The 13,951-nt window shown below is 41.3% G+C and carries 15 protein-coding genes and 1 tRNA gene; 3 read left to right on the top strand and 13 right to left on the bottom strand.

All coding sequences use genetic code 11. From position 1 onward, the window contains the following. Positions 1-227: 227 nt before the first annotated feature. Together groL and groES are read right to left on the bottom strand one after the other, a co-directional pair. Positions 228-1,865, bottom strand: coding sequence for a chaperonin GroEL (gene groL, locus KW850_RS29555; protein ID WP_218351262.1), 1,638 nt, complete (start codon positions 1,863-1,865; stop codon positions 228-230). A 111-nt stretch (positions 1,866-1,976) separates the two neighbouring features. Beyond that, the gene (gene groES / locus KW850_RS29550; RefSeq protein ID WP_026565252.1) at positions 1,977-2,264 is read right to left on the bottom strand and encodes a co-chaperone GroES; all 288 of its coding nucleotides are present in this window, start codon (positions 2,262-2,264) and stop codon (positions 1,977-1,979) included. A gap of 397 nt (positions 2,265-2,661) precedes the next feature. On the opposite strand from groES, the gene KW850_RS29545 reads away from it, so the two are divergent. Both KW850_RS29545 and KW850_RS29540 read left to right on the top strand, forming a co-directional pair. Beyond that, positions 2,662-3,384: a CPBP family intramembrane glutamic endopeptidase gene (locus tag KW850_RS29545; RefSeq protein ID WP_218351261.1), complete on the top strand. Its 723-nt coding sequence runs from the start codon at positions 2,662-2,664 to the stop codon at positions 3,382-3,384. Next, positions 3,381-3,593, top strand: coding sequence for a YdiK family protein (locus KW850_RS29540; protein ID WP_218351260.1), 213 nt, complete (start codon positions 3,381-3,383; stop codon positions 3,591-3,593). Before KW850_RS29545 ends, KW850_RS29540 begins: the two co-directional genes overlap by 4 nt. Positions 3,594-3,660: 67 nt before the next feature. On the opposite strand, the gene KW850_RS29535 is transcribed toward KW850_RS29540, so the two are convergent. The 6 genes from KW850_RS29535 to moaC all read right to left on the bottom strand — a co-directional run bounded on the left by KW850_RS29535 (position 3,661) and on the right by moaC (position 8,603). Then, on the bottom strand, positions 3,661-5,178 hold the full coding sequence (locus tag KW850_RS29535; RefSeq protein ID WP_218351259.1) for an MDR family MFS transporter: 1,518 nt from the start codon (positions 5,176-5,178) through the stop codon (positions 3,661-3,663). Positions 5,179-5,190: 12 nt separating this feature from the next. Beyond that, on the bottom strand, positions 5,191-5,901 hold the full coding sequence (locus tag KW850_RS29530; RefSeq protein ID WP_218351258.1) for a cytoplasmic protein: 711 nt from the start codon (positions 5,899-5,901) through the stop codon (positions 5,191-5,193). Positions 5,902-5,914: 13 nt separating this feature from the next. Continuing rightward, positions 5,915-6,634, bottom strand: a complete 720-nt coding sequence (locus KW850_RS29525) for a polymer-forming cytoskeletal protein (protein ID WP_218351257.1) — start codon at positions 6,632-6,634, stop codon at positions 5,915-5,917. A gap of 12 nt (positions 6,635-6,646) precedes the next feature. Beyond that, on the bottom strand, positions 6,647-7,270 hold the full coding sequence (locus KW850_RS29520) for a YhbD family protein (RefSeq protein WP_218351256.1): 624 nt from the start codon (positions 7,268-7,270) through the stop codon (positions 6,647-6,649). 141 nt (positions 7,271-7,411) lie between these two features. Beyond that, positions 7,412-8,071, bottom strand: a complete 660-nt coding sequence (locus KW850_RS29515) for a redox-sensing transcriptional repressor Rex (protein ID WP_218351255.1) — start codon at positions 8,069-8,071, stop codon at positions 7,412-7,414. 31 nt (positions 8,072-8,102) lie between these two features. Next, the gene (gene moaC / locus KW850_RS29510) at positions 8,103-8,603 is read right to left on the bottom strand and encodes a cyclic pyranopterin monophosphate synthase MoaC (RefSeq protein WP_218351254.1); all 501 of its coding nucleotides are present in this window, start codon (positions 8,601-8,603) and stop codon (positions 8,103-8,105) included. 177 nt (positions 8,604-8,780) lie between these two features. Between moaC and KW850_RS29505 the strand changes: the two genes are divergently transcribed. Continuing rightward, a complete protein-coding gene (locus KW850_RS29505; protein WP_218351253.1) occupies positions 8,781-10,700 on the top strand; it encodes an ABC transporter ATP-binding protein in 1,920 nt (639 codons plus the stop codon). A 282-nt stretch (positions 10,701-10,982) separates the two neighbouring features. Here KW850_RS29505 and tsaD read toward each other — a convergent pair whose 3' ends face one another. The 5 genes from tsaD to KW850_RS29480 form a co-directional block, all read right to left on the bottom strand. Continuing rightward, positions 10,983-12,005 carry a tRNA (adenosine(37)-N6)-threonylcarbamoyltransferase complex transferase subunit TsaD gene (tsaD, locus tag KW850_RS29500; protein WP_218351252.1) on the bottom strand — a complete coding sequence of 341 codons (1,023 nt, stop codon included), beginning with the start codon at positions 12,003-12,005 and terminating at the stop codon, positions 10,983-10,985. Beyond that, positions 12,002-12,451, bottom strand: coding sequence for a ribosomal protein S18-alanine N-acetyltransferase (rimI, locus tag KW850_RS29495; protein WP_218351251.1), 450 nt, complete (start codon positions 12,449-12,451; stop codon positions 12,002-12,004). The genes tsaD and rimI overlap by 4 nt, the downstream gene beginning before the upstream one ends. Positions 12,452-12,463: 12 nt before the next feature. Next, positions 12,464-13,171 (bottom strand): tRNA (adenosine(37)-N6)-threonylcarbamoyltransferase complex dimerization subunit type 1 TsaB, encoded by a 708-nt coding sequence (gene tsaB, locus KW850_RS29490; RefSeq protein WP_218351250.1) that lies wholly within the window; start codon positions 13,169-13,171, stop codon positions 12,464-12,466. Next, complete coding sequence (gene tsaE, locus KW850_RS29485; RefSeq protein WP_218351249.1) at positions 13,168-13,623, bottom strand: tRNA (adenosine(37)-N6)-threonylcarbamoyltransferase complex ATPase subunit type 1 TsaE; 456 nt, start codon at positions 13,621-13,623, stop codon at positions 13,168-13,170. Before tsaE ends, tsaB begins: the two co-directional genes overlap by 4 nt. A gap of 202 nt (positions 13,624-13,825) precedes the next feature. Beyond that, positions 13,826-13,902 (bottom strand) — tRNA-Asp (locus tag KW850_RS29480). Positions 13,903-13,951 lie beyond the last annotated feature (49 nt).

Genomic DNA, 13,951 nt, shown 5'->3' with positions numbered 1-13,951 from the left:
TATATCTACCATTCTAAAAGTTCAATTTTCTTTATAATGTTAATAAATTTACAAAATAATGGATAGGCTTGGATTTTGGGATGATTTACAAAAACTGCACATCTCAAAATAATCAAAAAAAAGAAGCTCCCCATAAGTTTACTCAACTTATGAGAAGCCTCCGCTTAAATCCTCTATTTTATTCTCATCTTATACACAAACCCACTCACATCAAAGGGTTGAGCAGATTACATCATGCCGCCCATTCCACCCATGCCGCCCATTCCGGACATGTCAGGCATGCCTGAGCCAGCTGGCTCTGGTTTGTCAGCAACAACTGCCTCAGTTGTTAAGAACATAGCAGCTACGGATGCAGCGTTTTGAAGTGCTGAACGAGTTACTTTAGTTGGGTCAACGATACCAGCTTGAATCATGTTTACCCATTCGCCGTTTGCAGCGTTGAAACCAGTACCGATTTCTTCGCGCTTTAAGCGGTCAACGATAACAGATCCTTCAAGACCAGCGTTGTGAGCGATTGTGCGTACAGGCTCTTCCATCGCACGTAATACGATGTTGATACCAGTTGCTACGTCGCCTTCAGCTTGGATTTCAGCTACTTTGCTGTATACGTTAAGAAGGGCTACACCACCACCGGATACGATACCTTCTTCAACTGCAGCACGAGTAGAGTTTAATGCGTCTTCGATACGAAGTTTGCGCTCTTTTAATTCCGTTTCAGTTGCAGCACCAACTTTGATTACTGCCACACCGCCAGCTAATTTAGCTAAACGCTCTTGTAATTTTTCACGGTCAAATTCAGAAGTAGTTTCTTCTAATTGAACACGGATTTGGTTCACACGAGCTGCGATTTCAGCAGTATCTCCTGCACCCTCAACGATTGTTGTATTTTCTTTTGTTACAACAACTTTAGCAGCACGACCTAAAGAGCCGATTTGTGTAGTTTTAAGCTCACGGCCTAATTCTTCAGTAATTACTTCCCCGCCAGTTAGAGCAGCGATATCTTCAAGCATTGCTTTACGACGATCACCAAAGCCTGGAGCTTTAACAGCAACAGCATTGAATGTTCCGCGAAGCTTGTTAACTACTAAAGTAGAAAGTGCTTCACCTTCAACATCTTCAGCAACTAATAATAGCGGCTTGCCTTGTTGAACTACTTGCTCAAGAACTGGAAGGATTTCTTGAATGCTAGAAATCTTCTTATCAGTGATTAAGATATATGGATTTTCTAAAACAGCTTCCATTTTATCAGTGTTAGTTACCATGTAGGCAGAAGTGTAACCACGGTCAAATTGCATACCTTCTACTACGTCTAATTCAGTTGTGAAACCTTTAGATTCCTCAATAGTGATAACGCCGTCGTTGCCAACGCGCTCCATTGCTTCAGCAATTAATTGGCCTACTTCTTCATCAGCAGCAGAGATGGAAGCAACTTGTGCGATTGATTCTTTGTTTTCGATTGGTTTAGAAATAGCTTTTAATTCTTGAACAGCAGCTGCTACTGCTTTTTCGATCCCTTTACGGATACCCATTGGGTTCGCACCAGCAGTTACGTTCTTTAAGCCTTCACGAATCATCGCTTGAGCAAGAACAGTTGCAGTTGTTGTACCGTCACCGGCAACATCGTTTGTTTTGCTTGCTACTTCAGCAACTAGTTTTGCACCCATGTTTTCGAATGCATCTTCTAATTCGATTTCTTTTGCAATCGTTACACCGTCATTTGTGATCAGTGGTGAACCGAATTTTTTCTCAAGAACCACGTTGCGTCCTTTAGGTCCAAGAGTAACTTTTACTGCATTTGCTAGAGCATCAACACCACGAAGCATTGCGCGGCGTGCATCTTCACTAAACATAATCTCTTTAGCCATTATTTAAAAACCTCCTCATATTGTTTAAATCTATTATTTAAAACTTATCTATTTGTCTGGCTCTGGCGCCCAGCGTGTGAGCCGCTAAAACGGGCGCTGCCACTTTTTTAATTAAGCGCCTACGACTGCTAGAATATCTGATTCGCGTAAGATTAAGTATTCAGTACCTTGATATTTTACTTCTGTACCACCGTATTTTGAGAAGATAATACGATCGCCTACAGAAACTTCAAGTGCTACACGCTCTCCGCTTTCAAGTACGCGGCCAGTACCAACGGCAACAACTTTTCCTTCTTGAGGCTTTTCTTTCGCTGAATCCGGTAAAACGATCCCGCTTGCAGTTTTTTCTTCTGATTCAACAAGCTCAATGATAATACGATCACCTAATGGTCTTAACAAATCAAACAACCTCCTCAAAGATATATGTAATTCTGACTTATTAGCACTCTCTATTAATGAGTGCTAACACAATTATTATAATAATGAATCTCAAAATCTTTTGCAAGTGTGAAGTATAAAATTTACAAAAAAAAATCGAAAAGCAGAAGCGTCTTGGTTAGTCGCTGGAGCAAGACAATTATCCGTTTTGACAACCTTATAAAGTATGTGAAAAACATGGTAATCTATACCTTTTTTTTAAAAGTATTTCTAAATTGAAACAATACCGGTTTTAAGAGTAGAATGAAGAATAGTATATATAAAAGGTTTGAGCGTTTTTGCATCCTTGTAAAATGGATGATTATAAATGACCTATTCGACCAAAAATATAAAATGAAATCTAAAGGGGACTAGATAGTTGAAACGAAATTATTGGATGATTATGGTTGTTTACATCGTTATGCAGTTTTCCAGTCTAATCGGAGTACCACTCTTTTTGTATGGCTTTAACTATTTTGGGATCAATCAAAGACTTGCTGTTCCTTCATGGCTCCTCGCTAGTTTTACGATTGCTTTATTCATCATTATTTTTATGTTGCGAAAGGAAATGAACAATCGCGACTTTAGAAAGAAAGGCGGTTCCATTGGTAATTCGGTGATATGGGCTATTGCCGGCATCTTCCTTGCGCTCTTTGCCCAATACGTTGCCGCAATTATCGAGAACTTATTAGGGGTGGAAATGGGGTCTGAAAACACAAAAGACATTCTGACCATTATCGAGACCTTCCCATTGGCAATCATTGTAACGAGCATCATTGGACCGATTCTAGAAGAAATCGTTTTTCGAAAAATCATTTTCGGATCGCTTCATAATCGATATAACTTCTTTATTTCGGCACTTATCAGTTCGGTCATTTTTGCTGCAGCACATATGGAGTTCCAGCACATTTTGCTTTATTCAGCGATGGGCTTTACCTTCGCCTTTCTTTATGTGATAACAAAATCCATTTTTGTTCCAATCTTTGCCCATGTGGCTATGAATACCTTGGTTGTCTTGGTTCAATCTGTTTACAAAGACGATATTGAACGACTGCAAAGACAAGCTGAGGCAGTTCAAAATTTTATCGGAGGCTTTCTATGAGACGTTCACCCTTGTTTTCCGGCTTGATTTACTTTCTCCTCGGCGCCCTATTTACTTACTTTGCCATCGATAATGTCCAAAGTAACGGCTGGGGATTCTTCAGCTACCTGCTTATCCTGTTAGCCACTTTCGACTTCGGCTCAGGCCTAAAAATGATCATCTTTCACATCAAATACAAAGATAAGTTTAAGAAGCAGAAAAAAAATTAGGTGTCAGGCACCATGTGAAATTTCCACATGGTGCCTGACACCTTTTCTTATTCTTTTACTTTTAAATTTATTTTGATGTCCCCTCGCTTCGGTTTAGGACCATCCGCTCTTTTCCTAGGATGAAGATAAAGAGGAAGGCTAGGCCTGCGGGGACGAGTGCCCATGTAAAGGTGTGGACGATGGAACTTGAGAGTGCTTCTGTTATCTTATCGAGAATCTGCGGCGGGATTAGTTTTCTTGCTTCTTCCGATAAGATTGCGCGAGAATCCCCGAAGGTCTGCCCCTTTGGAATTGGCCCCATCCCAGCAAAAGCATTTTCCAACCCTACTTTGAGATCACTTCGTTGGATCGTTCCAAAAATCGTGATCCCGATTGTCATTCCTAAGGAACGAATAAAGTTACTTGTCGATGTAGCTGAGCCTCTTTGCTCGATTCCAAACGGATGAATTGCTGCCATGCTTAACACGGAGAAAGAGAAGCCCACCCCTAGACCAATGATAATCATGTAAAGCGTCAACACCGCTCTCTTGGTATCAGGTGTAATCGTGCTCAATAACAATAAGCCGCCAATCAAAATAACGCCGGATATAAACATTATGTTCCGGTAACTCATCTTCGTCGTCAAAAAACCGCCTGCTTGTGCGGTAACAACTGAACCAAGCATCATTGGCAATAAGATTAATCCTGAATTGGTGGCCGTACCGCCATAAACCCCCTGCACAAAGATCGGGATATAAACGGTCGCGGCCATAAATGCTGCCCCGTAAAATAAGCCCACAATCGTACTCCCTGCAAACAAGCGGTTCCTAAACATTGAAAACGAAATAATTGGATCCTTCGCTTTTGTCTCCACAAATAAAAAGATCAAAAACAGAATCGTGAAGCCTGCAAACAAGCTGAGGATCACGCTTGAATTCCAGTCATATTTTTGTCCGCCCAGTTCGAGAGCAAACATTAAACATACGACGGCGCCGACCAAGGTCACCGCCCCTGACCAGTCAATGATTTGCTTTTTGTGAATCGGTGATTCCTTATAAGCGATAGTAATAAAAATCAGTGAGAGAATACCCAAAGGCATGTTAATATAGAAAATCCAATGCCAGCTGATATAGTCTGTGATATACGCGCCAAGCAATGGCCCAAAAATACTCGACAATCCAAAAACAGCTCCGAACAAGCCGCCCATTTTCCCACGCTTTTCAGGCGGAAACAGGTCAAACATAATCGTAAAGGCAATCGGGACAAGTGCCCCACCGCCAACCCCCTGAATCGCACGGTAAATACTTAATTGGGTGATTGTTTCAGCTGTTCCACACAAAGCGGAACCCGCCATAAACAAGATTAATCCAAAAATAAAGAACCTTTTTCGACCATACATATCGGATAACTTACCGAAAATCGGCATCCCGGCCATCTCAGCGACCATGTAAGCCGATACGACCCAGACAAAACTCTCCAAACCGCCAAGATCACCGACAATCGTACCCATCGCCGTAACGACAATCGTATTATCCATCGAGGCCATCAAAATCCCCAGCAATAATCCCGCAACAACCAATCCTAATTTACTTTCTTTCGTTACCATCCCATTTCTCCTTTATATCTTTGTCTTCGTTTTTATCGTTGCCTTTGGATCATATGTGAAATCTTCCCTGTATTCCACTACTCCAATTTGGCAGCCCGGGCCGATTTTAACCTTGTTGCCTCTGACAATATCGGCCTTTGTATTTTCAAGATAGATGTCATCCCCTTCAATGACTTTTGCACTAAGGGAGCCTGCCTCTTTTCCGAAGGGCAAAAATGTGTTACTCCTTTTTTTCACCGTTATTCTCCCGCCGCCAATTTCCTCAGCATGGCTCTCTCCAAAACGCAGACCAACCTTAATCGTATCCGCCGTTAGTAATCCTTTGATTTCAAATCCGCCACTAGAGTCAAATGTCTCATACTCCACATCGCCATTCACGGAGATACTTCCCTTAATACTCGCTTCATCACCCGATAATCTTTCTCCGACTTCCAGCAATCCAAAAATCTTTATTTTCTTTAAGGAAGCATTTCCGCCAATCATCATGGTTCCCATGACTAAGGTATCGTCAGCTTCCAAATCCCTTTTGACCTCGGCTTCGCCAAATACTTTAACGAAACCCGTCTTTACATTCTCTTCGGCTTCACTTGTTCCATAAACGTGAAAAGCATCGCATTCGACATCATTCACAATGGTTCCTTCCCCGCGGATACTAATTTTATCGTAACGGCCGCCAGGGTAACTTCCCGTGCCATTGATGATCAGATTTTCACTCTTCTTCATTTCTTAACCCCCTTTAAACCTTTCTGTTTTCAGCAACAACGGCCTTTTTATCAATCGAACATTCCTCTGTGTATTCAACTAAACCAATTTGACAATTAGGACCAATTGCTACTTGGTTCCCGCGGACAATTTTAGCGATTGTATTTTCAAGTTCAATTTTGTCCCCTTCAATTAATTCTGTTTCCAGCTGCGGTTTAAAAAATGATTTAAGCAAATTCCCGATTAGTGATCCCTTCGCCTTTACCATAATCGTTTGTCCGCCAATTTCTTTCGCTTTACACTCTCCAAACATCTTTATGTTAATTTGGTCTGCATTTAGAAGCCCGCCAATGGAAAACTGCGATTCCGCTTTAAAGATTTCCGCTTCACAATCCTCCCCCACCGTAAGGGTCCCATGGATTTTGATTTCCTCGCATTTGACCCTGCCACCAACAGTTGCTTTACCGTTAACCTTTACCTTTTCTGCTGACAGGTTTTTATCAATTCTTGCTGACCCGTCAACTGTAATGAACTGACTGTCGATATTCCCTCTGAATCTCCCGTGCCCATTTACTTTTGTTTTTTCAGAAACGACCTTTCCATTGATAATACCGGAACCATTACAATCAAGATCCATGCATTCTAAATCGCTGTTAATCGTCCCTCTGCCATTTATCGTGACCACGCGGAACTGGCCCCCGTTGGATGCACCGAAACCATTAATGACCAAGTCTCCCCTGCTTTTCGTATCCATTGTCATTCTCCTTTATAATAATTTTGCTTTAATTTCTTCCATGCAGGTCATCAACGATAACGTTGCGACTACTTTCGTTCCCCGTTCAAAATGATATTCTTCTACATTCATTAATAGAAGGCAGGAGGACATCCCCAGTTTTCGAGTAATGACCAACTCACAGCTTTTTTGCTTAATTAACGCCGCATGGTCCTTTAACACCTGCAAGACCATTTTTCCTTCCTCCAAGTTAATTTCACCCGATTGAAGTAATTTTTCTAAAACGAACACTTCCAGCAATCTTGTAAAATTAAATTGCAGACTGCCCTTTTCCTGCTCTAGGTAAAAATCGACAACCGCAGTCGAAACAATGTTACGTTCTATTAGTTCGTCTTTGCTATAATTTAAATTCGCCACATTGGGTGAAAACATGTCTGCTAGTTCATCCAAGGATAAATTTTCTTTCATCGTTTGGATTTTCTCGATTCTTTCTAGGATTCTCTCCTTTGGAAAAAATGTTTCCTGTCCTGTAAACGTTGACTTGCGCACAAACCATTCTTCTGGAATTAGATCCTTCCGTTTCCACCGATAAAGCTGGCCATAGGATATTCCTGCTAACTCTAATAGGTCTTTCTTTGAGATTAACTCCTCGCTCATATTAAAAACCCCTTTCCGCATAAAATGTAACATAACACTGTTACGCTTGTAAAGTGCAATTGTAAATTTTAGACCGTCCTAGTTATTATGAACAAAAAAAGGGCCTTCACGTTGATTAAACGCGAAAAACCCTTTTATATCTTATACTTCATCCTCAGCTTCCACTGTCGGATAATGCTTTAAAAAATAGACAAGCGATTGCAGCTCTACTGCTAAGTCAATATGATGGACCCTAATGAGTGGAGGGACGTTCAATCGTGCTGGAGTAAAGTTTAATATCCCCTTAATATTGGCTTTCACAAGTCGGTCCGTAATCATCTGCGCCACTGGAGCCGGAACCGTTAAAATGGCTACTGAAATATCTCCCTCAGATAAAACCTTCTCCAATTCATCCATATGATAAACCGGAACCTCGCGAATCTTAGTTCCCATCTTATCTGGATCCACATCAAAAGCACATTCTATTTTCGTGTTATTATTTTTTAAAAAATTATAATTTAAAAATGCTGTACCGAGATTCCCTACCCCTATTAAGGCAACCTTTGTTAATTCATCCTGGTCCAAGGTTTTACGGAAGAAGGATATCAAATAATTAACATTATACCCATAGCCCTTTTTCCCCAACGCCCCGAAATAAGAAAAATCGCGTCGAATGGTGGCTGAGTCTACCTTTACTGCTTCACTAAGTTCGGCTGAAGAGACCCTTTGCTTACCGGAACTATGCAGGTTTTTTAAAAATCGGTAATAGAGGGGCAGCCGTTTTGCTGTCGCCTGTGGTATTTTCATTGTTTCATTACTCATAATCTCCCACACCCCATGGATAATTTAGTTACTATAATTTAACTCTCTCGTTTCTCTTAAAATCGCCATTTTTGCCGCCCGTTTTTTCGACAAGATACGTTGGTCCGATTACCATACCTTTATCAAGGGCTTTACACATATCGTAAACCGTTAAAGCACACGCTGAAGCGGCTGTTAACGCTTCCATTTCTACACCTGTATTCCCCTTAGTTTTAACGGCTGCAGCAATCATTAAACGATAGTTCTCATCCAGCTCTTGTTCCCATGAAAAAGAAATATTAACCCCTGTTAATGGAATCGGATGACACATCGGAATCAAATCCCAAGTTTTCTTTGCGGCCATGACTGCAGCTACCTGGGCAACTGCTAAGACATCGCCCTTTTTCATCTCATTATTAGTAATTTTATCATAAATTTCTTTACTAACGGTAATGCTGGAATGAGCAAGTGCCGTCCGTGCCGTTTCAGGCTTATCACTGACATCGACCATTTTTGCTCGGCCTTCTTCATTAAAATGCGTAAACTCTGCCATAAAAGAATCCTCCTATCAAATCATACACTATTTTCCCCTATATGTGTGTGAAACTTTGAACTAAATATTTGGTTTTTTGTCGAGAAAAGACACTCATCCTTCTAATCTGCTCAGCAGTTTATTGCCGACATAACGGGAATAAGGTACACTAAATCTATGTAATAGAGGTGAATGAGAATGATTTTGTTACAAGTTAATCAACTACAAAAATATTATGGTGCTGACCTTATTTTATCGAATATTAAACTAGAATTACAATCTAGAGACCGTGTGGCTCTGGTTGGACGCAACGGGGCAGGAAAATCGACTTTATTGAAGATTATTGCTGGTCACCTGTCGCATGATGGCGGAGAAATCATTAAGCCGAAAGAAGTAACAATAGGCTATTTAGCCCAAAATACGGGTCTTGAGTCTTCTTTGTCGATATGGGAAGAAATGCTGACTGTTTTTGAACCGCTGCGTTTAATGGAAAAATCACTCCGGACCCTTGAAGAACAAATGGCCGATCCACATATTTTTGAAGACAATGTGAAATACGAAAGAATCCTAAAAGAGTATGATCATCTGCAAGTGAAATTTAAAGAGCAGGGTGGATACCAGTACGAGGCCGAGCTGCGATCCGTCCTTCATGGACTCAATTTCCCTGATAAATCCTTGATGATATCCAGTTTAAGCGGCGGGCAAAAAACTCGTCTTGCCCTTGGTAAGCTGCTTTTAACCAAACCCGATATCTTAATATTGGACGAGCCGACTAATCACCTCGATATCGATACACTTTCCTGGCTGGAACAATACTTGCAAAGTTACCACGGGGCCATTTTAATTGTTTCTCATGACCGGTATTTTTTAGATAAAGTGGTTACCCAGGTTTATGAAGTATCCCGGAAGCAAATCCAACGATATACAGGCAACTATAGTTCATACCTTGATCAAAAGGCTGCAAATTATGAGCGTGATTTAAAGCTTTTTGAAAAACAACAGCAAGAGGTTGCTGACTTGCAGGACTTTATCAACCGGAATTTAGCACGTGCATCGACGACAAAACGTGCTCAAAGCCGTCGCAAAAAACTAGAGAAGATGGAACTGATGGACCGCCCTTTAGGGGATGAAAAATCAGCTACTTTTTCGTTTGAAATCGAAAAACAAAGCGGCAATGATGTTCTAACAGTCGATTCCCTGGCTGTAGGTTACCAGGGCGAAAGGGTTTCAGAGTCCATTTCTTTTCGAGCCTTTAAAGGAGAAAGCATTGCCTTGGTAGGGCCGAATGGAATCGGTAAATCTACTCTATTAAAAACCATTATTAAAAAACTGCCTGCCCTTGAAGGAACAATCCTTTATGGGACAAACCTGTCCATCGGCTATTATGATCAGGAACAGGCGGAACTAACTTCTAATAAGCGTGTTTTGAATGAGCTCTGGGATGATTATCCGTTAAAAAGTGAAAAAGAGATTCGAACGGTACTAGGTAATTTCTTATTTTCCGGTGATGATGTTTTAAAAATTGTTTCAACCTTAAGCGGCGGGGAGAAGGCCAGGCTAGCATTGGCTAAGCTTATGTTGGAAAAAGCGAATGTTTTAATTTTGGATGAGCCTACGAACCATTTGGATTTAGATAGTAAGGAAGTTCTTGAGAATGCATTAATCGATTATCCTGGGACGATTCTTTTTGTCTCCCATGACAGGTATTTTATTAACCGGATTGCTACAAAGGTCTTGGAACTAAGCCGTCATGGAAGTACGGAGTATTTAGGGGATTATGATTATTATCTCGAGAAGAAACTTGAGCAGGAAGAACTTGCCGCACTTGCCTTGGCTGATTCTCCAAAAATGTCAGCACAAACAGAGGCTTTTGATAAAAATACTTATCAACAGGATAAGGAAAGCAAGAAACAAGAACGTCAGCGAAAACGAAAGTTAGAAGAAGTGGAACAAAGAATTGAAGAGTTAGAAGAACAAATTCAGGAATTCGAGCAGCAATTATGCGATCCTGACATTTTTCAAAATCATGAAAAAGTATTAGAAATCAACATTAAAAATGAAAAAGCGAAAGCGGAGCTCGAGCAATTAATGGAAGCATGGGCGGAGTTGGCAGAGTAAAAACCGAGCAATGCTCGGTTTTTTTCTATTCGAAAAGACATATATCGACAACATTCGATAAAAGGGGTTTGGAGAAAAATTATACACTTTTCCACAATCTTATTCACATTGTAAACAGAGTCGTTTCAATGTTTTTTTTACTTTTCCACAATATCCACATTAATCACCTTACTTATCCACATTATACACAGGAAACAAGTCACTTATCCACATCCAAACCTTTTTCTATGGATATTTTGAAAATCTTATCAACAAAAAAACTCTTCTTATCCAGAAGAGTTTTTAGTTATATAGTTCAATATCGAGTCCAGGATTGGCGTTTAACGTCAAATTTGCTCGAATTCCTTTTTCAAACATCACACTACCAGCGGCAGCAATCATGGCCGCATTATCCGTACACAAAGATAATGGCGGAATCACTAATTCAATCCCTGGCTTTGCTGAAAAGGACTTTTCTAACGCATGTCGCAGCCCTTTATTGGCGGCAACCCCGCCCGCTACTAATACTTGTTCCACACCGTATTCCGTAACAGCCTTTTCCGTTTTTGTGACTAACACTTCAATGACGCTGTCTTGAAAGCTGGCAGCCAGGTCTTCAGGGGCAATCACTTCTCCGCGCTGCTCGGCATTATGCACTGTATTAATAACGGCTGATTTTAAGCCGCTAAAGCTAAAATCATACGATCCTTCCTCCAACCAAGCCCGTGGTAAATTAATTGTTGGATTTCCCTCCTGCGCCAAGCGGTCAATATGAGGTCCGCCCGGGTACGGCATGTTCAGTGTTCGTGCAACCTTGTCGTAGGCTTCGCCTGCTGCGTCATCCCTCGTTTCACCGATCACTTCAAAATGACCATGTTCCTTCATATATACCAGCTCAGTATGCCCGCCTGAAACGACGAGGGCGAGGAGCGGAAATTTCATTTCCGTTACAAGCCTATTAGCATAAATATGTCCTGCAATATGGTGAACGGGCACAAGTGGCTTGTTTTGCGCAAAAGCCAGAGCTTTTGCAGCATTTACACCGATTAACAAGGCACCGACTAGTCCGGGCCCCTCCGTAACAGCAATGGCATCAATCTCAGCAAATGTAACATTTGCCTGTTTCAATGCTTCCTCCGTTACGATGGTAATTTGCTCTACATGGTGGCGGGAAGCAATTTCCGGAACAACCCCGCCAAAACGTTTATGACTTTCAATTTGCGATGCCACTACATTCGCTGCAATTTCACGGCCATTTTTTATAATGGCAACAGCAGTCTCATCACAACTCGTTTCAATTCCCATTATCCATTGATCTTTTTTCATAATTTTACCCACATCACTAAACCATCTTCCTGATTATCAGAATAATAATTTTTACGGATTCCGCCATTTTGAAAGCCTAGCTTTCGATAAAGAGATTGTGCCACATGATTGGACACACGCACTTCAAGAGTCATGGTTTTTGCTCCCATCTCTCGGGCTGTTGACATCATTTTTGTCAATATGGCTTCCCCAAGTCTCCTGCCCCTATATTCAGGCAAGATCGCAACATTCGTCACATGGGCCTCGTCTATGACAATCCATGCCCCGCAGTATCCGAGGATTTTATTATTTTCCTCTAGAACAATATAAACCGCAAATCGATTATTGTGTAATTCATTATAAAAAGCTTCACGACTCCATGGTGTAGTAAAGGATGCATGCTCTACTTCTAAGATCTGGTCAATGTCCTCTTCCCTCATGTTACGAAAAACAAATGAATCTACCATAACTCTCTATTCCTATCCATTTAATATTTTTCCTTTCGCTTCTAACCATTTCGCTTCTGCTTCAGCCAGACGGATATAATTTGGAACAAAAGAATGAATGTCCTCTCCAGGTTTATCTTTACCCAGAAGGGCAAGTTCGGATGGACGCGGATTATGTTCCGTAATAGCCGCAAAAACCGCCTGAGATCCCAATTGGGCTTCGATAGCTGATTGATGGAGTGGTAAATCGTTTCCGATAAATAAGATCGATTTTCCGGCCTCTTTTAGGGATTCAGCCCAATCTGATAACATGACTAAGCGATCCTCTTTAACCGCTAGTAGTTCACTGCCTTGATTTTGGTACAAGCCAGTATATACTTGTCCCCTTCTAGCATCAAATATAGGCGACACATAGCCATCTAAATAACGGCTGACACCCGCTGCTAGTATTTCAAGGCTTGAAATACCTACAAGTGGAATGTTTAAAGTCCATGCTAACGTCTTCGCAATGGTTACTCCAATTCTAACCCCTGTATAGGAGCCCGGTCCTTTGGCTACGACAATCTTCGTTAAATCCGCAGGCACCCGCTCACAATCTTTCATAAGGGTTTGAATAGCAGGCATAATCCGAACAGAATGGTTCTTTTTTAAATTGGTTATATATTCTCCAAGTACTTGATTCTCTTCAATAAGCGCTACTCCTAAGGCATAGTTAGAAGTATCAATCGCTAATATTGTCATGAAAAAATCTCCTTACATAATTGCTCATATCTTTTTCCTTGCGGGACGAAAACCATTCTTCTTTGGTCCCCTTCTTCACGATACAAGTAGATGGTCAGTCTTTCCTGCGGGAGCTGCTCCTCAATTAAATGTGCCCATTCTACTACCGTCACGCCATCCCCTTCAAAGTACTCATCAAAACCCAGGTCTTCAAAGGCATCTGCCACCCGGTAGACATCCATGTGAAATAAGGGCAACCTCCCCTTATATTCTTTAATAATGGTAAATGTCGGGCTGTTCACCGTTTTCTTGACCTCTAATCCTTTAGCCAACCCCTTTGTGAAGGTTGTCTTTCCGGCACCTAGGTCCCCTTCCAGTGCGATGACATCCCGAGGTTGTAAGAACCCCGCCAACTTTTTAGCAAACTGAAAAGTCTCCTCAGAATCGGTTGTCTTTCGTTCGAATTGATTCATTCAATCACCTTTTTATTTTAACATCATAGTACATATCTTCATTTTACCTTATTTATGTGCAAAAAAACCTTAGGATCTCTCCTAAGGATGCCTATTCCATATGTAGTTTACCTGATTTTTTATAAATGAGCAAAAAGCTGCTGTTGATTAAACTGCATAAAAAAAGACGAAACCTTGTTTCGTACTCATTTTACAATATAAATGGCGGTCCGGACGGGACTCGAACCCGCGACCTCCTGCGTGACAGGCAGGCATTCTAACCAACTGAACTACCGGACCAAATTGCGGGGACAGGATTTGAACCTGCGACCTTCGGGTTATGAGCCCG

Source organism: Bacillus sp. sid0103, assembly GCF_019219025.1.
This window is presented reverse-complemented; position numbering and strand designations above follow the sequence as displayed.